Source organism: Bacillus sp. S71 (genome assembly GCF_016625265.1).
GTDB lineage: Bacteria > Bacillota > Bacilli > Bacillales > Bacillaceae_G > Bacillus_A > Bacillus_A cereus.
On sequence record NZ_JACVUW010000004.1, the window covers coordinates 155,990 to 176,715 of the forward strand.

Consider the following 20,726-nt stretch of genomic DNA (forward strand, 5'->3'; position numbering starts at 1 on the left):
GCTTTTGCTTTAAATATTTTAATGGTATGTGTATCCTCCATCAGGAAACAATACATTGCCTGTAGTAAAACTATTTTGCATTAAATATAGAACAGTATGTGCAATTTCATCATTATGCCCAGGCCTTTTTACAAGAGAAAGAGATTTATAAGCTTCATAAGCAGTTAGTCTATTTTCGTTTTGTTCGTGTTCCCTCCGTATTGTTCCAGGAGAAACAACATTAACTCTTATAGGAGCTAATTCAACAGCTAAAGCTTTCCCTAAACTTTCAATAGCACCATTACAAGCTCCGTAAGCAGGTGCACCCTTAAGTGGTCTTTGACTAAATGCACCGGACATTAACACGATCGATCCAGAGTTTGAAAGAAAAGGAATTGCATATTTTACGGCATAATATTGTGGCCAAAACTTTCCGCTAAAGCTGCTTTCAGCAATATCATTTGTAGCAGTTATTGGTCCAAGTGTGTAAGAAGCTCCTGGTGTGAACAAATGATCAAAATTCCCAACCTTTTTGAAGAAATCTTGTAATTGGTTTGTATCCTGATTATCGATTACATAAGTTTGAAGATGATTGTTATTTATTACTTCTCGAGCATTCTTTAGTTTTTCTTCAGATCGTCCTGCAATAATCACATGTGCTCCTTGTTCGATTGCTTGTTTTGCTGTTGCTAATCCAATACCAGAACTCCCGCCAATAATAATGATTTGTTTATCTTTTAATGAAGTAAAAGACATGATTAAGCCTCTCCCTTAATATAAAATTAAAATAAATCTGTGCTGCTTTTATTATTCTTTAAAATAAGAGTATTGAAAAGTACGCACTTTATTTGTACTTAGTCGCAAATTTCGTACTAATCGCTTGTCGTACGGATAAATAATATGAAAAATTATTCATTATCATTTATGATTTGAGGAGAGAGGTGAGAAAAATGGATTTACAAGAACCAAAGTTAAAAGGGGTAATAGCGACATTACAAATAATCGGTGGAAAATGGAAGCCACTCATTTTATTTATTTTGCTAACAGATGGAACGAAACGATTTGGTGAATTAAAGCGATTAATACCAGACATATCTCAGGGCACATTAGCGAAGCAACTTAGAGAATTAGAGTTAGATCGACTAATAGAACGCGAAATTTATCAAGAAATACCACCTAAAGTGGAGTATAGCTTAACTGAGCATGGAAAAACGGTAAGTGTAGTTTTGGATAGTATGTGTGGTTGGGGAAGGAAACATTTAGAATATATTAATAGGAGTTTACTGTAAATTTATTATGTAAATTAAAAAACAGAAAGTTGCTATTTCAATAATTTGCATTTTATAATATACATACTTAGATGATGTTATCGTAGATATAATCTTTTAATTGAGGTGGGATAGATGAAATTATGTATTGCTCAAAGGAAGTAGTTGTTTGAAACTGAAAGATTTGTACCGGATATAAAAAGAGATTTACGAAAATATAAACTATGAGTCTAATTCGGGAGGCTGCAGGATTAAATATTTCATGCATAGTAACAAAGGGGAAGTAATAAAATGAATGATTTAGAGTACAAAAGCTTTTATGATAAAGTAGGAAGATTAAATGGATGGGATTTTAGTAAAATAAAATGTGAAACTGTAGGAGATATATGGGACTTTTATGGAGAAGTGAAAGAAAGATGTAAACCATCAGACACTCTACTTGATGTTGGTACAGGCGGAGGAGAAAATGTACTTTGCATAGCATCTTCGGCTAAATTGCTAATTGGAATTGATAATTCTAACGGCATGATTGCAACGGCACATTCTAACTTGAAAAAATCAGGTGTACAAAATGTTGAGTTTCTTCAAATGGGTTCTGAAGCTTTAACATTTCCACATGCACATTTTGATATTGCTTCAAGTTGTCATGCCCCGTTTCTGGCATCTGAGTTAGCGAAAGTAATGAAAAAGGATGCCTTTTTCTTAACACAACAAGTAAGTGAGAATGATAAATTAAACCTGAAAGAAGCATTTGGTAGAGGACAATGCTTAGGTGAACGGGATGGTACTTTAAAAGAAAAGTATATGAATGAACTTATTAGTGCAGGATTTGATCTCGTGCAAGTACGTGAATATGATGTTACTGATTATTACAGTAGGTCTGAAGATCTCATTTTCTTATTAAAACATACCCCTATTATTCCTAGATTTGGAGAACAGGAAGAGGATTTTACTATTTTACAAAAGTTCATTGATACGTATAGTTCTGAAAAAGGGATTCGTACTAATTCAAAAAGATTTATGATTATTGCTGTTAAATTATAATGTATTTTAGTGTAAAAGCTGCTTTTCATTTAAAGAAAAGCAGCTTTTTGTGTGGAAAAGAATACAGGAAATACTTGAAAATAATAGAAATAAATAAAGTGTAAATTAAAAAATCAAAATATGGAGGATAAATGTTTTGAAACGTTACTATATTAGCAATGAAAAAATAAATGTACATATTACTGAATGGGGGAATAATGAGAAGCCCGTTATCTTTTGTTTACATGGATTAGGTAGTACGAGTTTAAGTTTTATAGAAATTGCTGAGGAATTAAAAGAAGAGTATAGATTTATCTCCGTTGATGCACCTGGACATGGTAAAACACCCCCATTTGAAAGAACAGAAGATTATGAGATGCACAATTTAGCAAATTGGTTAAATGAAATAATAAATGAATTGAGAATCGAATACTTCTATTTTCTATCACATTCATGGGGAAGTTTTGTAGCGTTATTTTATTTGTTAAATCATCCAGAAAAAGTACAAGGAAGTATTCTTATTGATGGTGGATATCAAACAAAAAGGCTTAAAGAAGAAACGTTGGAAGAAGAAATTGCTTATTATGAAAAGGACTTTGATGAATACGTTTTTAATAATTGGGACGAATTTTTCAAAAGTGAAAAAGCAGCTTATACTAGGTGGTCTTCATTGTTAGAAGTTGCTGTAAAGGATCTAGGGATCGAAATGGATAATAAAGTATGGTGGCATGCCAGGGGAAATACAGCTAGTAATATAATAAGAGGTATGCATAAAGATGAAACAATAGATATATATGAGAAGCTACTGGCTAATATTGTATTACTTCGAGCTACAGTCCCACAAGTTTGGGCGGATTATAGAGATAAGACAGCAAATGTTTTTAAAGAGAAAACGGACAGTATAGTAAAAGTAATTCCTGATACTACACACATGTTGCACTGGGATAAACCAGAAATTGTTATAGCGGAAATAAAAAATAATTGGAGCTAACATAATCATACTAAAGTTGTAGTTTCTATATGAAAAATCCATCCTTCCGTTTGATTTTATCTATTTATAAGTGTAATACAATACGAATAGATAATAAGAAATGAGGGGGAATGTAAAGTGATTACACATATATCAGATATAAAACTACAAACGGTTTCCATAGAAGGGGTAAAACAAGTTTATAAGGACATATTATCTTTTCCAATAAAAAAAGAAACAGCATCCTTCATTCAATTTGAAGTAACACCTTATACAACAATTAGTTTTCAAGAAGTGTATGAACCAATCGCACCTGCACATTTTGCTTTTGAAATCCCATATTCAAAATTCCATGAAACAGCGAGGTGGTTAAACGACTCTGGATTACTCATTGTGAAATGGCAAAATGGAAATGTAATTGGTGAAGAGAATGGTCTATTCAATTTATACTTTAAAGACGGAGATGGAAATCTACTCGAAATTATTGCGCATAGTTATGTTAAAGAAGATGTATTAGTACCATATTCACCTTTAAACATTTTATACGTAAGGGAAATCGGTCTTCCCGTTAAGAGTGTACCTGTTTTTACGGAATGGTTAAAATCAAATCTAAATATGAAAACGATGGAAGATGGGGATATTTTTAACTTTGTTATAGGTGGCACTGCATATATCGTCGCGACTTGGTGGCAGCGACCTTGGATTCCAATCGCGATGAAAGCTCTATCACCGAAAGTACACGTTTCTTTCGGAACACCAGACGTCGCATTTTTACAGCGAATCCATAATAACTTTAAGATAAATAATGTTCCCTTTGAATGTAAACATAATGAAGTATCATTTATTGAGCAGGGATATTCATTTTCTATTGTGTATACACCAGAGTTTCATTCCAATATTCCTAAAGAACTAAACTTGCCACTTTCTATTTAAGGATAGAAAGTGGTAAGTTTTTTATATCTTCGTGAAGAAGGTTTTCGTTATGATTAGAGTGAATGCAAAGAAAAGGATTAAGCGTTATTCAAATTTATTTTAAGGAGAGAAATGAAGTGAATCTAGGTAATCCAATTGCAAAAGGGAATACTGCAGAAATTTATTTAACTGATGATAAGGTTGTAAAATTATTTAAAGATTACCTCCCAGATACAGAGTCTATGAATGAAGCAAAAAAACAAAAATATGCCTATACATGCGGGCTGCCAGTTCCAAACGTATTTGAAGTGACAAAGATACAAAATAGACAGGCAATTATTATGGAACATGTAAAAGGGGACAACATTGGTGATCTTCTGCTTAATAATTTAAATGAGGCAGAGCGTTATATCGGCCTTTGTGTTAATGAGCAAAAAAAGATTCATGCTATACATGTGAATACAGATGAAATGGAGTTAATGAGGGAAAGGTTAGAGCGTCAAATTAAATCTGTGCATAAATTGGATGAACGCAAAAAGAAGGGGATATTACAAAAATTAGATTTTATTACATTTGATTTTAGGCTATGTCATGGAGATTTTCATCCATTTAATTTGATTTTGAGTAAGGAAGAGAAAGTGAAAGTTATAGATTGGGTAGATGCTAGTTCAGGTGATATTCGCGCAGATGTATTTCGAACATACTTGTTGTACTCACAATCTTCGGTAGAATTAGCTGAGATGTATTTACATATATATTGCAGTCGTACCGGCATATCAAGAGATGAAGTTTTTCAATGGGCTCCTATTATTATTGCAGCTAGATTTTCTGAAAAAGTATCACCGCAAAATGAAGTGTATTTGAGAAGATTATTGAATCAGTATTTATAAGTCATAAAAAAGGTTGTCAGCTAATTAATAAATGCTGTTGTTTAACCAAAGTTTCCTTGCAGTTAAACAACAGCATTCTTAAATATTGATATAGGTATTCTTATTTTCGATCTTCATCCTATAAAGGTTCATAATCCGTACTTGTTCCTCCGTTAATTCTTCTTTATCCCAATACATATGCATTAAGCTATATTCAAAAATCTCCTTTAATTTAATAAATAACGGAAACTTGTCTTTCATCTCTTTTGGTAGCTCATTTTCCTCTTGGTAGCCTTCAAATAGTGCTTTTGTAATAGAATACTCATAGTCTACGATATTCCCATTTCCAGCAAATGAATATTCTATCGCACTATAAATAGGAACGGCTAAATCGAATATGTAAAAATGTTTTTCGCAGTCTTGAAAATCTATCATTGTTAAGTTTGAATTATTTTCGACTAAAATGTTTTCTAACCATAAATCTCCGTGTATTAAGCCGTAATTTGAAGGGGATTTTGGTAGCTCTTTTATGGAAGTTAAAACGTCAGATGCAATTTCTCTTATTGTATTTTCTTCTTTAGGGATATATTTAAGAAAATTATATTCTTCATTTTCATACCAATCGTTTATATGTTTTACTGGTTTAATCTTTTCAAAGCTTTTAGATATACGATGTAATTTTCCAATTTGTTTACCAAGTTTTTTAAATATATTAGAATTCCATTCAGACCTTGGTAAATGTATACCAGGAGCAGCTTTATATAATACAGCAAAAATCTCCTTGTCTAATGTGAATTTTTCTACAAAATTCCCTTGTAATGAAGGGATTATTGGTGGAACACCTAAACCATTTTGATATAAAAAATTCGTATATATAACTTCTTCTATCTGTTCTTCATATGTTTTGTAGTTTGTAATTCTACTGAAGTATGTACCTTGTTCTGTAAGGCATTCATACATCTCATTTGTTATTGGCTTAATGTTAATAAAATTCAACGGATACTGTTCATTTATGAATTGAAGTATTTCTTTTTCTAGCTTGTTCATTGAAACGTCCTTTCCAAACCTTAATTTTTTAACTTGGGAATTAAAAGAATTTTATTTTATAAAATTCGTGTTTAATTTTTGAAATCCTTTAAAATGAAATATGATGTAAATTGACCTTTAATAATTAGTAAGGTGTTGCCAACATACTCATTAACGCTAAATTGAAAAATGAATAGAAGGTATGACAAAATAAGATAGATGAAAAAATATAAAATTAATACTTATATATAGATTATAAAGATTTTAGAGAAAGGCTCATGTTATAAAACACAAGAAATATCAAAAGAAAGAAACGCACTTCTCCTATACTTTTAAATAAGGAGTGAAGGAAATGAATGAACATATACAGCAGATGATTAATTGGATTGGAAGCAATTTAAAAAAGAGATTTTCATTAGATGAATTATCTCGTTACATGGGGTATTCTCCTTATTATTGCTCTTTTAAATTTCATCAAGTAACGGGTTTCAGTATTAGACGTTATATTCTTCTTAGAAGGTTGTATTTATCTACGGAAGATTTAAAGAATGGTAGGAAGATAATTGAGGTCGCATTGGATTACGATTACTCTTCCCAAGAGGCTTATAGTAGAAGTTTTAAAAATGTTTTTGGAATGAATCCAAGAGAATACCAACTTAACAAAATGCCTATCCAATCATTTGTTAAACTAAATTTAAATAAAGAAGGGGCATTTAAAATGAATATTTCTAGAAAAATAGAGGTTGAACAGTTACGAGATAGGAAGAGTAAGCTATTTGATAAAGAGGTACTTAACATATTAAATGGTCAAGTTATGTATGAAGAATTTAAAAACGAAAAGCTAATGGGTGATTCTGATTATGCCCCATTTAATGAGGCAATGTGTGTGAACTCGGCTACTACTCAAGTTTTTAATGAAGAGTTTATTAAAACAAGAGCGAAAGGACATAACAGTTCAGTAGAAAGTTATATAAAAAAGGTTATAGATCCGTTAGAAAACCTTTTTACGAAAAAGTATAAATGTATTGTTCTATGGTTTGGTGAAGATATGTTTTGCCAAATGAACCTACTTACCATACTTTCTCATCTTGAACAGTCTGCTTATGAAGGGAAGGTATACTTAAATAGCTTTAGAGAGGATGAATTTAAAGTAAATCAAATTGAACTTGAATTGGGGAATTATTCTTCTATATACAATGAAGTATTAGTAAACCATAAAAAGACCTCTCATAAGGTACCACCTGTAATGTATCAGGCTATAGACTTATTTTTAGAAATGTTAACAGAAGATAATGCAGTAATGAAATTCATCTCTAAAAATAAAGATTTATCAACTCGTGAATTATTAATAAAGTTGTTTTATCTTTTTCCAACAATCGGATATGGGGATACTCAGTACATAGAGCTGATTAATAAAATAAAGAAGAAAGCTACACCAAAAATATAGGTGCAGCTTTCTTCTTATAATTGCTCAAGTAATTCTAATTCTTTTTCTACAAATAGCATTAGTTCTTTAATTGTTTCACCAGAAAAATCAAAACGAATACCGGCTGCATCATACACTTCTTTTATAGATTGCGAGCTTCCTAGTGATAATGCCTTTTTATAATTTTCTAGCGCTTGCTTAGGATCCTCTTTATATTGTTTATACATTTGTAATGCACCAAGTTGGGCGATCGCATATTCAATATAATAAAATGGTACTTCAAAAATATGGAGTACAGGTAACCAACTCGTTGCTATCCAGTTTTCGTAGCCATCAATATGTATGACGCTAGACTGATAATGTTTTTGAAGTTGTAAGTATTTTTCATTTCTTTCTTCAGAAGTATGACTTGGATTTTCATACAGCCAGTGTTGAAATTGATCGACAATAAGCATAACAGGTAAATATGAAATAACATCTTTAAAGAAGTTAATTTTTGCTTGTTTTAAATCTTTTTTGTCTGTATAGAAGGTATCCCAATAATTAAGCGAGAATAACTCCATTGTCATACTGGCTAGTTCAGCTGTTTCAGCTGGAATTTCTATATACTGTCGTAATTTTAATGGTTTTATGAGTTCGTTATGAATACTATGACCCATTTCATGTATAAAAGTGACAATATCATCTTGTGTATAATTTAAGTTCATAAAAATATAAGATAATTGTGAAGCTGGTAAGTACTCACAAAAGCCACCAGCTGCTTTTCCTTTGCGGCTTGTTAAATCGAGACAATTGTGTTTATACATTCGGTTTAAAAGTGCTGAAAATTCAACATCTAGTTTATTAAAGATATGAGTGCTCTTTTCAATTAAATCATTTTCATTTGCAATAGGTTTAAGTACTTTTTGATCTGGAGTTACAGCTGATACATCCCATGGGCGAAGCGTATCCACTTGCAGTTTTTCTTGTTTCTCTAGCAATATTTTATCTTTAAGAGGCACAACATACTTACGTATGGATTCAGCTAGTTCATAGCAATCTATCGCTGAATAATCAAAACGCTCGTATTTTTTGAACATATAATCGCGATAATTCTCTAGTTGAATATTTTTTGCTTTTTGATGGCGAATTTCAATTAATTGATTTAATATGTTTTGGAGTTCTTTTTCAACAGATAAAAATTGTTCAGAAATAATGGTTTTTGCCTTTTTACGGGTGTCACGATTCGAATCTTGTAAATAGGATTGTAATTCTGTTATCGTTTTTTCTTCTCCGTCCCAAATTCCACTTAATCCTCCAGTGATTTCAAAGTACTCTGTGACTAATTTGTCTTCCTGTATTTCTAATTCGATATTTTCCTCACAAAATAACTTTTGAGCATTTTTTATTTTTGTATCTAATAAACCATATACGTTAGAATCTAATTCCATTCGAAAAGGTGACTCTAAATATTTATTATCCAATAAATTTTGGTACCGCTTTAAAAGTGGCTTTACAAATTGTTGATCATGTTCAAAAGTATCCTTTATTTCTTCATCATCCGTATTACATTGAAAGGCGATGTAATGTGATCTTAATTGTTCTTCGATGTCCCAAATTACTTTTGACTGCTCTTTTAACCAATTTTCAAGGTCTAGTTTTGAAGAAATCATTTTATTTAATAAAGTCGAAAGAGTTTTTTCCAATTGTAGTACATTACTAATATCAATCGTATTTACACGTTGCATTATATATCCCTCACTTTTTATTTATTCATAGAGATATTCTATTTATTAATTGTAATTCCTTTGTTAAATGGGGGAAATGTGAAATAATGTTAAATTTAATAATTAAAGAAGGTATTTATATATCAAAGTAAAAAGTTTATCGTAAATGAAAATATATGGAGGGGTGCTACATGAGAAAGGGAAAGAAGTTACTTGTATTTTTATTTCCACTTGCTTTATTATGTGCCTGTGAGAATGACATTGAAGATGCTAAAAGTGAAGAGTCTATAGTGATGGATATTGCTACAGCAGCGGTAAAGGAGGAATCTTTTTTTAGTGCCGCTATAAGAGATGAAAAAGAAAGGATAGTAGATTTAGAGATTGCTGATAGCGAAAATGCTAACGAAATAAAAAAAGAAATTAATAAAAGATTGCAAATTCAAGGCGTTATGTCCTATAAAGTAAATGTATCTCAAAGAAACAAGGAGATTGTAAATGCAGAACATAGATGGGAGTTAGTTTTTGGACATATATTTGATGACGGATTCAGAAAAAACGGATATGAAGGGTTTAGTATTCAGCAAATAAATTATATAAAGAATCAACCTGTTACCATTGATATAAAAACTAAGATTAGCGATGATGAAGTAGGGGCGAGAGAACTTGGACAGAAAATAGAAAAAGAAGTTGAAGGTGTACTTAAAACAGAAGCAGTAAAGAAATGGATTGAAAATGATTCATATGCTATTGGGATTTACGATATAGATGATCGGAAAATTAACTAATTGAGGAATGAATGCTATACGAATGAAAAATCGATATAATTAAATGTAGAATTACTGAAGGAGGTGTAAGATGTATAAGTATTTAAATATTTTAAACGACATAGAAAATATGATTCAAAATGGAGAAATAAAAGAAGGGAAGAAATTACCGTCTATACGGTCACTCGTTACGCAATATGAATGTAATAAGGCAACAGTTATACGTGCGCTTCATGAATTAGAAAAGCGTCACATTATATATTCTGTCCCTCAAAGTGGATACTACGTTGTTAAGAAATCAGGGAGTACGATAGAAAATAATGAGATAATTGACTTTGCCTCTTCAGCACCAGATCCAGATGTTTTTCCGTATTTAGATTTTCAACATTGTATTAATAAGGCTATTGATACGTATAAAAATGATTTGTTTGTATATGGAACGCCGAAAGGGTTACCATCTTTAATACCAGTTATTCAAAAACAACTAGCAAATTATCAAGTCTTTACAAAAGAAGAAAATATTTTTATAACGTCAGGTGTTCAGCAGGCGCTTGCTATATTAACTTCTATACCATTTCCGAATGGAAATGAAACCATATTAATTGAACAGCCAACATATCATCTATATATTGATTATCTAGAAATAAATAAAGTTCCTGTAATCGGTATTAAACGTACGAATGAAGGTATCGATTTGAATGAATTGGAGCAAATATTTCAAACTGGAAAAATAAAATTCTTTTATACGATACCGAGATATCATCATCCGCTTGGAACTTCTTATTCTAAAGATGAGAAAGAAAAAATCGTATTACTGGCTAAGAAATACAATGTATTTATAGTGGAAGATGATTATTTAGCAGATTTAGAAACTGATTCAAAAGCAGATCCGTTATATAGCTTGGATAATTGTAGTCATGTCATATATTTGAAAAGTTATTCTAAGATTATTTTTCCTGGTTTACGGGTTGGAGTTGCGGTCATCCCACCATCCATTGCAAATGCTTTCTATACATACAAAAAGATACTAGATATTGATAGTCCGATGATTTCTCAAGCGGCTTTAGAAATTTATATAAAGAGCGGGATGTTTGAACGTCATAAAAGTAAAATTAATTCTTCCTACTACAATAGATCGATAAAACTAGCAAAAACATTAGAAAAAGTGCAAAATGAAAATCCATCATTATTTACATATAATAGACAAAACACATTTGGAATACACACTTGTTTAGAAATGCAGAAAAACACAGTTACAGACACACTTATACAAAAATTAGGTGACATTCAAATAAGTGTCGATACTATTGATAAGAATTATATGAGGGATTTTCCTAAAGAAAAACTATTAAAATTAAATGTTTCGAATGTAAAAGAAGATAAGATTGAAGAAGGTATTCGTAAAGTAATTGAGGAAATCAAACAATCAGGACAGTTGAATTTTCAGTTCAAAAAAGAATAATTTGAATTAGGAGGTTTGTTGTGAGGCGCAAAATCATTCTCTTGTTTGTATGTATCACTATAATAATTGGAGTAATGGTTGTGACTAAATATTATAAAAAAGAGGATCAATGCATAGCAGTTGCTAAGTATTCAAGAGGTATTATCGTAGATCAAAATAACGAACCTATATTTAATGTGAAAATATATGAAGATTCAATTGAAAGTAAGGAACGCAGTATTTCAAATGCACAAGGTGAATTTGAAATACTAGATGGGGTTTGTGGTGTGATTGTTTTACAATTAGTTACTCCAGATGGAGAAATCTATACGAGAAAATATGATAGTAAGTATATACCAGAAGTAATAGAACTGAGTTATAAAAAGTAAGGGGAATTACATGTAACCATTACAAGGAAAATGAGTTAAATTAATATTTTTTAGAGCACTCAATAGCTGAGTGCTCTTTTTATTTATGACATAAGTATTTAAAATGGGAATAAACTACCAATTAATGATATTCTTAAAGTATAGCTTTTATTTTGAATAGGAGGGTGATGGAGTTTATGGCGGTACGCATAGTCGATGATTTACAGCAATTATCATTGTTACTTATGTTTTTAAGTACATTCATATTTTACAGATACTTAAAGAAGGTTAAACGAGAGAGAAAATTGACTGGATTTGAATGGACAATGTATTTTGTCACTCAATTTGCGACATTAATTTGGGCAATTACTTATTTTATTAAACACTTAGCTGAATCGTAAATACTAATCATTCAATCTAGTTTACTGTTATCTATTTGGGATATAAATATAGTCCGTATCTAAATCAATGACAACATTGCTTATGACGTCCTCTTGTAGTAACTTTGGAATTTTTTTGTAATGATAGCGTACACAAAATAAGCTTAGCAGATCCTCATTAGATATCTCTTCATTTTTTACATTTAAATACATCGTTATTAATTCGTTAATAGAACAGTTACGGCCAATAACATACTCGTTTATTCCATATCCATCAAATTCAATTATCATGTTATCACTGTTGGGTGCTAGCCAACGCTATAGCTTTAATTTTGGATGAATCTATTATACATTTTTTGAAATTTAGTGAGAATATATTTTTATAAAGTGAGAGGATACGAATGGAACATTATAAGTTATTTTTAAAAGGGCCTAAACAACTTGAGTGGGAAACAAATGAAATTAAGGACATACAGGACGATGAAATTATCGTTAAAACAATCGCAGGAGCGATAAGCATTGGGGCCGAGTTACCACAGTATAATGGATCCGATGTTACAGATACGAATCCTTTTTATCCAAGAAAAACTGGATATGAAAGTTATGGTGAAGTGATTCAAGTTGGTAATAAAGTAACACATGTAAACGTAGGCGATAAAGTAGTTTCTTTTTATGGACATGAAACGATAGGGATAGTTAAGGGTTATAAAGTAATTCGAGTGCCTAGTTCTATACAACCTAAAGTTGCTTTATTATCTATTCTTTCGTGTGATGCCGCTAAAGGGGTATTGAAACTAAACCCGCGACAGGATGAAAAAGTACTTATAACTGGAATGGGAGTTATTGGTTTACTCGCTTGTCATTTCTTAAAATACTATGTAGGCGTTGAGCACGTGGATGTTGTTGAGCCTAATAAAAATAGAAGAGATTTCGCAAAGAAGTTTGGTGCGAAAAACATATATGATTCAGAAGAGAAAATAATAGAAACATATAATTATGGTTTCGAATGTTCTGCTACAAATAGTGGGTTCCATACTTTGCAAAAAGCTCTCAAAACTAATGGTAAAATATGTATACTGTCTGATGGTAATATAGAAGAATTAACATTAACCGCCAAATTTTATCAGAAAGAATTGCAAATCATTGGATCAAGTGACGGATACGATTATCAAAAACATGCAGATTGGTTTTTTAAAGAAATAGCACAAACACCATTTATAGAAGAAATCTTTCAATATGAAATACATTATACTTCACTCATACAATGCTTTGATGAATTGAGTTTAGGGATAATTAAGCCATTAAAAGTATATGTTTCATATGAATAACGAAATAATTGAGCAAATATTTGTCACATACCTAACAAATGTTTCGTCACATTTATGATTACTAAATGAGGAGGAACATATATGAAAATATTTGTAGCAGGTGCAACTGGTGTAATAGGACGTTCTTTATTGCCAATGTTAATAAAAAATGGGCATACGGTGTTTGCGATGATTCGTAATACTTCGCAAGTAGAAGCAATGAAAAAGATTGGTGCCATACCAGTAATAGCTGATGTATTTAATAGAAAGGCTGTGTTTTCTGTATTAGAAGAAACAAATCCCGATGTAGTTATTCATCAATTAACGTCATTGTCTTCATGGAATTTTGAGGATAATGCAAAAAATTAGAACAAAAGGCACTCGTAACCTTGTCGATGCCGCTAAGAATGTAGGGGTACAGAAAATAATCGCTCAAAGTATTTCATGGGCGTATGAACCAGGGGAGACATTTGCGACTGAAAAAGACTCACTACATATTACTGCTTCTATGCCTCGGCAAGTCACTGTTAATGGCATATTGAAATTAGAAGAAGCTGTTACTGAGTTACCTGAATCGGTTATACTTCGTTACGGCACATTATACGGACCAGGAACATGGTATGCGGAAAACGGATTAATAGCAAATCAAGTTCGTAATAATGAAATTATCGCATCAGACGAGATAAGCTCGTTTATACATGTTGAAGATGCTGCAAGAGCTACTATGCTAGCCCTTAATTGGCCTTCAGGAATCGTAAATATTGTAGATAATTATCCAGCAACTAGTAAAGAATGGTTACCAATATATGCAGCAGCGATAGGGGCACCTAAGCCTAAAGTTCAAGATGGGAAAAATAGTTGGGAAAGAGGAGCTTCAAATAATAAGGCACGTAAAGAGTATGGATGGACACCTTTATTTCCATCATGGTCTGAAGGGTTTAACAACTTGATAGGTAAGTAAAATACACCTTTAATGGGAATGGTAGTAATATTCACCATTAAAGGATTGGGTTATTATGAATGTAATTTGGGAAAGTATTATATTAACTCTTACTGGAATAATTGTTTTGAAAATGACAGGTAGTACATCTGTCAGCCAAATGACAAGAGCTGAAATAATTATAGTTGTTTCAATTGGCCGTATTATTGTAGAACCTGTATTAAGTAGAAAAGTAGTCCCATCTCTATTTGCAGCTATCATATTTGCAAGCATACTACTTACCATTCATTTCTTTGAATTGAAATCAAGGAAGGTGGAACAATTCCTAAATGGAAGTAGCATTATAATTGTTGAAAACGGAGAGATTGTAAAAGAGAATTTGATGCAGGCAAAAATGTCGGAACAACAACTTTATATGCAATTAAGAGAAAAAGGGATTCATGATGTGAAGAGTTTACAGCAAGTTACAGCGGAACCGAATGGGCGTATTGGTTATCAACTAATAGAGAAAGCTCAACCAATAACTTTAGAAGTGTTAGAAAAAGTAATAAATCAGTACAATACAAAAAGATAATTTCTTTCGAGAAAAGCCAATACTACAACGGAAGTATTGGCTTTTTTATTTTTTTACAAACGTAGGGATTAATAAAATAGGGTGGATTTTAAACCAATCATTATAATAGATATAGACTTATAATTATGCTATATTCAATGGACCTAAAGTGAATGTGGTAAAAAATTAATTTGGCATAGGTAGACGCAGCGTTAAAATTTATAAGTTTTTAATGTGATACTAAAAATGGATTGAAAATAAGGAGATAGATACATAATGGAATTTTGGGAATCAAGTTTTATCGAAAAACAAACGATGTGGGGATTTGAGCCTACAGAATCTGCAATTTTGACAAAAGATTTTTTTCTAGAAAAGAACATTAAGGACATATTAGTTCCCGGTATTGGATATGGTAGAAACGCAAAGGTATTTATCGAAAATAGTATAAATGTAACAGGTATTGAAATTTCGAAAACAGCGATCGATTTAGCAAGAGAAAACGGACTAGAAGATGTTAGTATGTATCACGGTTCAGTAAACGAAATGCCTTTTGATAATAAACTGTATGATGGGATATTTAGTCATGCACTTCTTCATTTGTTGAATGAACAGGAAAGAGAGAAATTTATTGAAGATTGTTATAATCAGTTAAAACCAGGCGGATATATGGTTTTTACAACTGTTTCTAAAAAAGCTCCCATGTACGGAAAAGGAAAACAGTTGGATAAAGATTATTATGAGATAATGGAAGGTGTAAAAATGTTCTTCTATGATTCTGAATCTATAAAAAAAGATTTTAATCAATATGGATTAGTACAAGTTTCGGAAATTGATGAACCAAATAAGAACATGGCAAATAAACCTTCAATCAATTTCTTAATGATAAAATGTAAGAAAGAACGATAACTAAAAGTTATTAAGAATGATTAAAGATGTTTATATATTGATTATGCACAAATAAAAAGGACAAGCATATAATAGAAATACCTTTTAACTTTAAGTAACCTTAACTTTCGTTAATAGGGTATCTCAAAATCCCCAAAAGAGCACTTGCGGAAACAAGTGCTCTTTTATTTTTTTGTTTATTTAAGATGAATAAATTTCGTTCAACTAATATGGGATTTTAAACCATTATTTTATATAAAGTGGTAAAATAAATAGGGGGAATGTGTAAGGGGGCGGGGGATTTGAAACTAAAAGAGCTGGCGAATTTGTTATTGGTTAAAGAGACTATTGGCGATATGAATGTAGAAATTACAGGATTGGAAATGGATTCCAGAAAGATAACTAGTGGAAATTTATTTATATGTGTATCAGGTATTGATGGTTTTCTTGAAGATCGGCATCAGTTTGTTAAAGATGCAGTGAAAAATGGCGCTGTAGCATTAATTGTAGAAAGAGATGTAAATATTGAAATACCTAAAATAATTGTTAAAGATGCAAGGTACGCTATGGCAGTTATTGCTTCACACTTCTATGGTTACCCATCTAATAAAATGAAGCTAATTGGAATTACAGGAACAAATGGTAAAACAACTACTTCATATTTACTTGAAAAAATTTTAACTGATTATGGATTCCAAACAGGGCTTATGGGGAATAACGGAATCAAAGTTGGTTCAAAATGGTATCCTACTGATATTAATACGCAAGAACCTCCAACACTTCAACGGAATTTGCAAATGATGAAAAATCAAAATGCAGATTATTGTGTTATGGAAGTTACGTCACAAGGTTTACATATGGAAAGAGTTAAAGGGTGTAATTTTAAAATAGCTGTTTTCACAAATTTAACGCAAGATCATTTGGATTATCATGGAACATTTGATGAATATAAGCATGTAAAAGGTCTTCTTTTTGCAAGATTAGGAAATGATTTATCTACTACAGATAAAAAAATAGCTGTTTTGAATGCAGACGATCCATCGGTAGAATACTTTAAAAAAATTACTTCAGCTGAAGTGATTACATATGGGATACATAATGGAGCAGATGTTCAAGCGAAGAGCATCACTTTAAGTTCAAAAGGAATTCAGTTTTTAGTTTCTTCCTTTAATGGAGAAATAGAAATTAATCTAAATTTGGTAGGCCGCTTTAATGTCTATAATGCATTAGCAGCAATAACAGCTGCATTAGTTGAAGGTATTCCGCTTACAAACATTAGTGATAGCTTATCTAACTTAAAGAGCATTGAAGGTAGAATGGAAATTATAGATGAAAATCAGGATTTTCTTGTAATAGTGGACTATGCTCATACACCTGATGCGTTAGAAAATGTTCTTTCTACAATTAGCGAGTTTTCAAAGGGGAAAATTATTACTGTTTTTGGTTGCGGAGGAAATAGGGATGTGAAAAAACGACCTATAATGGGTGAAGTTGCTGAGAGTTATAGCGATTTTGTTTATATTACTTCTGATAATCCACGTTCGGAAGACCCGCAAATAATAATTAAAGATATTGAAAAAGGATTTTCAAAGAATAATAATTTGAAATATAGAGTAGAAGTTAATCGTGAGCTTGCTATAAATCATGCAATAAAAATGGCATCTGCTAATGATATTGTGTTAATTGCAGGCAAGGGACATGAAACGTATCAAATTTTAAAAGATAAAACGATTCATTTTGATGATAAAGAAACAGCTCGACAAGCAATTATAAATAATAGATAAATTATTTTTTAGAAAAAATGAATTTGGTTATAAATGAACCGACTTATTTAAGCTCTTTTAAAAGGAATTGTAATTTGATGTTTAACGATATTAGTTATGAATGGAGTGTTATTGAATGCAAACAAGAAAAGCCTATCTATATATATTTGACACGATGTCCGATTGGGAGTACGGACATTTAATTGCTGAACTTAATACAGGGAGATATTTCAAAAAAGATGTAGCGCCTTTTAAAGTAGTAACAGTTGGAATAAATAAAGAAACGATTATTTCAATGGGGGGCTTGAATATAAAGCCGGATATTTCCCTAGATGAATGTATCCTTGAGAGTAACGATCTATTAATTTTACCTGGAGGGAATACTTGGAGTGAAGAAATACATAAACCTATTTTGAAAACAGTTGGTGAAGCTTTAAAACTTGGTACAATTGTAGCAGCAATTTGCGGTGCAACTATAGGTCTTGCAAATTACGGTTATTTGGATTCTATAAATCACACAAGTAATAGTTTAGAGTATATGAAAATGGTTTGTCCTACTTATAAAGGAGAAAATTTTTATGAAGTGGGACCTGTAGCGTCTAGTAGAAACCTTATTACTGCATCGGGTGTAGCGCCTCTAGAATTTGCCATGGAAGTACTGAAAAAATTAGATGTATTTGCGCCGGATACACTTCATTCATGGTATAAATTGAATGAGACTCATGAAGCAGAATATTTCTTCCAGTTAATGAATTCAATTAATAGCTGAGTAGTATGTCGAATGAAAATTATATTTTAAATGATGCGAAAACTAATAACAAAATAATTTTATGAAAATAAAAGGTAAGGGTATTCCTATGAATATATGAGGAAATATCCTTACTTTTTATAGTATTATTTCTGAACGACAAATGTAATGGCATTTGTTTTTAATTGAATGTGTCTTTCATTTCGAACAATATCATAAGCTAATTCTTTTATTTCAACTTTTAGTTCTTTCCATTCTTTATAAATGCTTTTTAAAGTACTTATCATTTCTTCGGTTGAAAGATTAATTTCAATTAAAGCTTCTAATTCTTCATTCGTTATTGAATCAATTTCTTGTATGTTAGAGTTAATAATTAAACAATTAATACCGCCGTTTTTTGTACCTCTTTTCATAGAGTGGAGTACATTTTTAAAATCTTCTTCTGATCTGACATGTTCTAAACTTGATACTGCAACGATATAATCATAAGCGTTAGAGTCAATATAATAGTTTTCAATTGCTGCTTCTTCTGTTTTTATAACCTCGAATACGTCATGTTCTTTGCTATAAATTTGTAGCTTTGTTAAAGCGGAATTAAGTAAATCAACACATGTAACGGTGCCGCTAGTATTTTTTATTTTTTTTGCAATTGGAATGCTATTTCTCCCAACGCCAGAGCCAAGGTCAAGTACTTGCAAGTTGTTTTGTCCGTCAAAGTGGTTCATCAAGTCCATAACCGTTTTAACTGGTTTGAAAAGCCAAGAGCCAGCTTCAAACAGTTTATATTGTTCATAGCAAAGGTCGTGATATTTCTTTTCTTCTTGTCTTATGTAATCGATACGGTTCATATTGTTTCAGCTCCAATATTTTTATTACAAAATGAATAGGTGGGGCAGCCTTTAACATTTGTTTGAATTCGAAAAATACCACCAGCATGTGGATACTCTTTTAATTCGTCATCCGTCATTCTTGTTCTGGCTGTTGTAACATATAAATCAGTTAAGTTAGGCCCACCAAATGTACATGATGTTACATATAACGCAGGAATTGGAATACTTAATATTTGTTCTCCAGTAGAGGGATTCCATCTAGTTATTTTTGAACCTCCCCAATGTGCAATCCATAAACAACCTTCTTCGTCAATTGTCATACCATCAGGTAGACCATCATTTTCAGAGAAAATGATTACATCACTTGGATTATGAATGTCTCCAGTACGTATATTATATTGATAGCGAACCACTTTTTTAGTAGGTGTATCTATAAAGTAAAGGTATGTATGATCAGGTGACCAAGCGATTCCGTTTGAAGTATTTACATGTGAAACTTTTTTCTTTACACTCAAATTATTATGTAAACAATATAAGGAACCTGCAGCATTCATACCGTATGTATCTGTAGTACCTGCCCAGAAACGACCAGCTGGATCACATTTTCCATCATTAAAACGATTTTCTATTAAATGAGGTTCGGGGTCAAAAATATGTGTCAGTTTTTCTGTATTTACATTAATAGAATAAAAGCCGTTTTCCATAGCTAAGAGTAATTTGTCCTCTAAATATGGAACAACACAGCCAATTTGTTGATTGAGAGCGATTACTCGGTTCGTATTGGTAGTAGGATTATATATGCATAATTTTTTCTCCATAATATCAACCCAATATAAAAGTTGCTTTTTTTCATTCCAACATGGTCCTTCAGCTAAACTTGCTTTAACATTTAAAACTAAGTCTATATTACTGAACAAGATGTTCACCTCGCGTTATAAGATATTAATATAATTCGATAAGAATAGAGGTAAACCTTTTAGTCAGAGGATATTATGATTTGTGCTCTAGAAAACTAATCTTCTCAAGTGATTAAAAGGTTTATAAACACGGAGAGGAAAATGCATATGATGTTTTATGAGATTGTTTGCTTTTCTTGTAAGAATATATTTCGTGTTTACGAAGGTAGTGAAAAATATAAGCGATTTAAAGAGAAACCAAAAGGGGCATATTGTTGTGATGAGTGTAGCCACAAAATTCAATTAGAAGCGATAAAGAATTTTTTTAGATAATTTTACGATTTCGATTCGGAAAAGTTTGACAATAAAAGTGTTATAAATTATCATATTAAAAAACTAATATTTAAGGCATAGAAGAGTAGTTAAGAAAGAATACGTACAGAGAGCTCTGGTAGCTGAGAAAGAGCGGTATACATCTTAATGAAAAAAGACTTGGAGCTGCGCAAGGAACTAATTTATTTAGGGATGGTGCGACGGGTTCTCCCGTTATAGAGATAGGGTATAAGCATATTTTGCCGTACCTGAAGAGGTTAATATGGTGACATATTAACAAACTGAGGTGGTACCGCGAAGCTAACAACTCTCGTCCTCAAGATGAATAATCTTGGGGGT

The 20,726-nt window shown here is 31.5% G+C and carries 22 protein-coding genes, 1 pseudogene and 1 other annotated feature; of the genes and pseudogenes, 17 read left to right on the forward strand and 6 right to left on the reverse strand.

Annotation, left to right across the window (positions count from 1 at the left end):
* Window positions 1-18: 18 nt before the first annotated feature.
* Window positions 19-735, reverse strand: a complete 717-nt coding sequence (locus IBT51_RS10965; protein WP_078401764.1) for an SDR family oxidoreductase — start codon at window positions 733-735, stop codon at window positions 19-21.
* A 185-nt stretch (window positions 736-920) separates the two neighbouring features.
* Between IBT51_RS10965 and IBT51_RS10970 the strand changes: the two genes are divergently transcribed.
* The 5 genes from IBT51_RS10970 (at window position 921) to IBT51_RS10990 (ending at window position 5,042) form a co-directional block, all read left to right on the forward strand.
* Entirely contained in the window at window positions 921-1,268 is a 348-nt protein-coding gene (locus IBT51_RS10970; protein ID WP_140155519.1) for a winged helix-turn-helix transcriptional regulator, read from the forward strand.
* Window positions 1,269-1,538: 270 nt separating this feature from the next.
* Complete coding sequence (locus IBT51_RS10975; RefSeq protein ID WP_078401762.1) at window positions 1,539-2,291, forward strand: class I SAM-dependent methyltransferase; 753 nt, start codon at window positions 1,539-1,541, stop codon at window positions 2,289-2,291.
* 136 nt (window positions 2,292-2,427) lie between these two features.
* Complete coding sequence (locus IBT51_RS10980; RefSeq protein ID WP_078401761.1) at window positions 2,428-3,261, forward strand: alpha/beta fold hydrolase; 834 nt, start codon at window positions 2,428-2,430, stop codon at window positions 3,259-3,261.
* A gap of 117 nt (window positions 3,262-3,378) precedes the next feature.
* On the forward strand, window positions 3,379-4,173 hold the full coding sequence (locus IBT51_RS10985) for a VOC family protein (RefSeq protein WP_053564428.1): 795 nt from the start codon (window positions 3,379-3,381) through the stop codon (window positions 4,171-4,173).
* A gap of 116 nt (window positions 4,174-4,289) precedes the next feature.
* Complete coding sequence (locus tag IBT51_RS10990; protein ID WP_088022923.1) at window positions 4,290-5,042, forward strand: aminoglycoside phosphotransferase family protein; 753 nt, start codon at window positions 4,290-4,292, stop codon at window positions 5,040-5,042.
* Window positions 5,043-5,120: 78 nt separating this feature from the next.
* Here IBT51_RS10990 and IBT51_RS10995 read toward each other — a convergent pair whose 3' ends face one another.
* Window positions 5,121-6,068: a phosphotransferase enzyme family protein gene (locus IBT51_RS10995; protein WP_053564427.1), complete on the reverse strand. Its 948-nt coding sequence runs from the start codon at window positions 6,066-6,068 to the stop codon at window positions 5,121-5,123.
* 331 nt (window positions 6,069-6,399) lie between these two features.
* Between IBT51_RS10995 and IBT51_RS11000 the strand changes: the two genes are divergently transcribed.
* Window positions 6,400-7,494, forward strand: a complete 1,095-nt coding sequence (locus IBT51_RS11000) for a helix-turn-helix domain-containing protein (RefSeq protein ID WP_200458330.1) — start codon at window positions 6,400-6,402, stop codon at window positions 7,492-7,494.
* Window positions 7,495-7,508: 14 nt separating this feature from the next.
* Here IBT51_RS11000 and IBT51_RS11005 read toward each other — a convergent pair whose 3' ends face one another.
* Complete coding sequence (locus IBT51_RS11005) at window positions 7,509-9,200, reverse strand: M3 family oligoendopeptidase (protein WP_078401758.1); 1,692 nt, start codon at window positions 9,198-9,200, stop codon at window positions 7,509-7,511.
* Between the two features lie 170 nt (window positions 9,201-9,370).
* Between IBT51_RS11005 and IBT51_RS11010 the strand changes: the two genes are divergently transcribed.
* The 4 genes from IBT51_RS11010 (at window position 9,371) to IBT51_RS11025 (ending at window position 12,153) form a co-directional block, all read left to right on the forward strand.
* Entirely contained in the window at window positions 9,371-9,964 is a 594-nt protein-coding gene (locus IBT51_RS11010) for a DUF4030 domain-containing protein (protein WP_016081530.1), read from the forward strand.
* Between the two features lie 70 nt (window positions 9,965-10,034).
* Complete coding sequence (locus tag IBT51_RS11015) at window positions 10,035-11,405, forward strand: aminotransferase-like domain-containing protein (RefSeq protein ID WP_200458329.1); 1,371 nt, start codon at window positions 10,035-10,037, stop codon at window positions 11,403-11,405.
* 20 nt (window positions 11,406-11,425) lie between these two features.
* The gene (locus IBT51_RS11020) at window positions 11,426-11,773 is read left to right on the forward strand and encodes a carboxypeptidase regulatory-like domain-containing protein (protein ID WP_200458328.1); all 348 of its coding nucleotides are present in this window, start codon (window positions 11,426-11,428) and stop codon (window positions 11,771-11,773) included.
* A gap of 176 nt (window positions 11,774-11,949) precedes the next feature.
* On the forward strand, window positions 11,950-12,153 hold the full coding sequence (locus tag IBT51_RS11025; RefSeq protein WP_000290886.1) for a hypothetical protein: 204 nt from the start codon (window positions 11,950-11,952) through the stop codon (window positions 12,151-12,153).
* A gap of 27 nt (window positions 12,154-12,180) precedes the next feature.
* On the opposite strand, the gene IBT51_RS11030 is transcribed toward IBT51_RS11025, so the two are convergent.
* Window positions 12,181-12,423, reverse strand: coding sequence for a hypothetical protein (locus tag IBT51_RS11030; protein ID WP_048564712.1), 243 nt, complete (start codon window positions 12,421-12,423; stop codon window positions 12,181-12,183).
* A 110-nt stretch (window positions 12,424-12,533) separates the two neighbouring features.
* On the opposite strand from IBT51_RS11030, the gene IBT51_RS11035 reads away from it, so the two are divergent.
* The 6 genes and pseudogenes from IBT51_RS11035 (at window position 12,534) to IBT51_RS11060 (ending at window position 18,349) form a co-directional block, all read left to right on the forward strand.
* The gene (locus IBT51_RS11035; RefSeq protein WP_200458327.1) at window positions 12,534-13,460 is read left to right on the forward strand and encodes a zinc-dependent alcohol dehydrogenase; all 927 of its coding nucleotides are present in this window, start codon (window positions 12,534-12,536) and stop codon (window positions 13,458-13,460) included.
* Between the two features lie 81 nt (window positions 13,461-13,541).
* Window positions 13,542-14,400: pseudogene (locus tag IBT51_RS11040) on the forward strand (NAD-dependent epimerase/dehydratase family protein).
* A 55-nt stretch (window positions 14,401-14,455) separates the two neighbouring features.
* Entirely contained in the window at window positions 14,456-14,953 is a 498-nt protein-coding gene (locus IBT51_RS11045; protein ID WP_200458326.1) for a DUF421 domain-containing protein, read from the forward strand.
* 255 nt (window positions 14,954-15,208) lie between these two features.
* The gene (locus tag IBT51_RS11050; RefSeq protein WP_088022352.1) at window positions 15,209-15,838 is read left to right on the forward strand and encodes a class I SAM-dependent methyltransferase; all 630 of its coding nucleotides are present in this window, start codon (window positions 15,209-15,211) and stop codon (window positions 15,836-15,838) included.
* A 281-nt stretch (window positions 15,839-16,119) separates the two neighbouring features.
* A complete protein-coding gene (locus IBT51_RS11055; protein WP_088022350.1) occupies window positions 16,120-17,601 on the forward strand; it encodes a UDP-N-acetylmuramoyl-L-alanyl-D-glutamate--2,6-diaminopimelate ligase in 1,482 nt (493 codons plus the stop codon).
* Window positions 17,602-17,716: 115 nt separating this feature from the next.
* Complete coding sequence (locus tag IBT51_RS11060; protein ID WP_200458325.1) at window positions 17,717-18,349, forward strand: type 1 glutamine amidotransferase family protein; 633 nt, start codon at window positions 17,717-17,719, stop codon at window positions 18,347-18,349.
* 125 nt (window positions 18,350-18,474) lie between these two features.
* Here the strand turns inward: IBT51_RS11060 and IBT51_RS11065 are convergent, their stop codons facing one another.
* Together IBT51_RS11065 and IBT51_RS11070 are read right to left on the reverse strand one after the other, a co-directional pair.
* Entirely contained in the window at window positions 18,475-19,176 is a 702-nt protein-coding gene (locus tag IBT51_RS11065) for a class I SAM-dependent methyltransferase (protein ID WP_200458324.1), read from the reverse strand.
* Window positions 19,173-20,075 (reverse strand): SMP-30/gluconolactonase/LRE family protein, encoded by a 903-nt coding sequence (locus IBT51_RS11070; RefSeq protein ID WP_029442383.1) that lies wholly within the window; start codon window positions 20,073-20,075, stop codon window positions 19,173-19,175. Before IBT51_RS11070 ends, IBT51_RS11065 begins: the two co-directional genes overlap by 4 nt.
* A gap of 141 nt (window positions 20,076-20,216) precedes the next feature.
* Between IBT51_RS11070 and IBT51_RS11075 the strand changes: the two genes are divergently transcribed.
* Entirely contained in the window at window positions 20,217-20,387 is a 171-nt protein-coding gene (locus IBT51_RS11075; RefSeq protein ID WP_000551042.1) for a DUF2197 domain-containing protein, read from the forward strand.
* A 69-nt stretch (window positions 20,388-20,456) separates the two neighbouring features.
* Window positions 20,457-20,708 (forward strand) — a binding site (T-box leader).
* Window positions 20,709-20,726 lie beyond the last annotated feature (18 nt).

Bases quoted from the DNA above. Each gene is read 5' to 3' on its own strand.
- IBT51_RS10965 (WP_078401764.1), bottom strand. From the start codon at position 735: ATGTCTTTTACTTCATTAAAAGATAAACAAATCATTATTATTGGCGGG.
- IBT51_RS10975 (WP_078401762.1), top strand. From the start codon at position 1,539: ATGAATGATTTAGAGTACAAAAGCTTTTATGATAAAGTAGGAAGATTA.
- IBT51_RS10995 (WP_053564427.1), bottom strand. From the start codon at position 6,068: ATGAACAAGCTAGAAAAAGAAATACTTCAATTCATAAATGAACAGTAT.
- IBT51_RS11000 (WP_200458330.1), top strand. From the start codon at position 6,400: ATGAATGAACATATACAGCAGATGATTAATTGGATTGGAAGCAATTTA.
- IBT51_RS11005 (WP_078401758.1), bottom strand. From the start codon at position 9,200: ATGCAACGTGTAAATACGATTGATATTAGTAATGTACTACAATTGGAA.
- IBT51_RS11010 (WP_016081530.1), top strand. From the start codon at position 9,371: ATGAGAAAGGGAAAGAAGTTACTTGTATTTTTATTTCCACTTGCTTTA.
- IBT51_RS11015 (WP_200458329.1), top strand. From the start codon at position 10,035: ATGTATAAGTATTTAAATATTTTAAACGACATAGAAAATATGATTCAA.
- IBT51_RS11025 (WP_000290886.1), top strand. From the start codon at position 11,950: ATGGCGGTACGCATAGTCGATGATTTACAGCAATTATCATTGTTACTT.
- IBT51_RS11030 (WP_048564712.1), bottom strand. From the start codon at position 12,423: ATGATAATTGAATTTGATGGATATGGAATAAACGAGTATGTTATTGGC.
- IBT51_RS11035 (WP_200458327.1), top strand. From the start codon at position 12,534: ATGGAACATTATAAGTTATTTTTAAAAGGGCCTAAACAACTTGAGTGG.
- IBT51_RS11045 (WP_200458326.1), top strand. From the start codon at position 14,456: ATGAATGTAATTTGGGAAAGTATTATATTAACTCTTACTGGAATAATT.
- IBT51_RS11050 (WP_088022352.1), top strand. From the start codon at position 15,209: ATGGAATTTTGGGAATCAAGTTTTATCGAAAAACAAACGATGTGGGGA.
- IBT51_RS11060 (WP_200458325.1), top strand. From the start codon at position 17,717: ATGCAAACAAGAAAAGCCTATCTATATATATTTGACACGATGTCCGAT.
- IBT51_RS11065 (WP_200458324.1), bottom strand. From the start codon at position 19,176: ATGAACCGTATCGATTACATAAGACAAGAAGAAAAGAAATATCACGAC.
- IBT51_RS11075 (WP_000551042.1), top strand. From the start codon at position 20,217: ATGCATATGATGTTTTATGAGATTGTTTGCTTTTCTTGTAAGAATATA.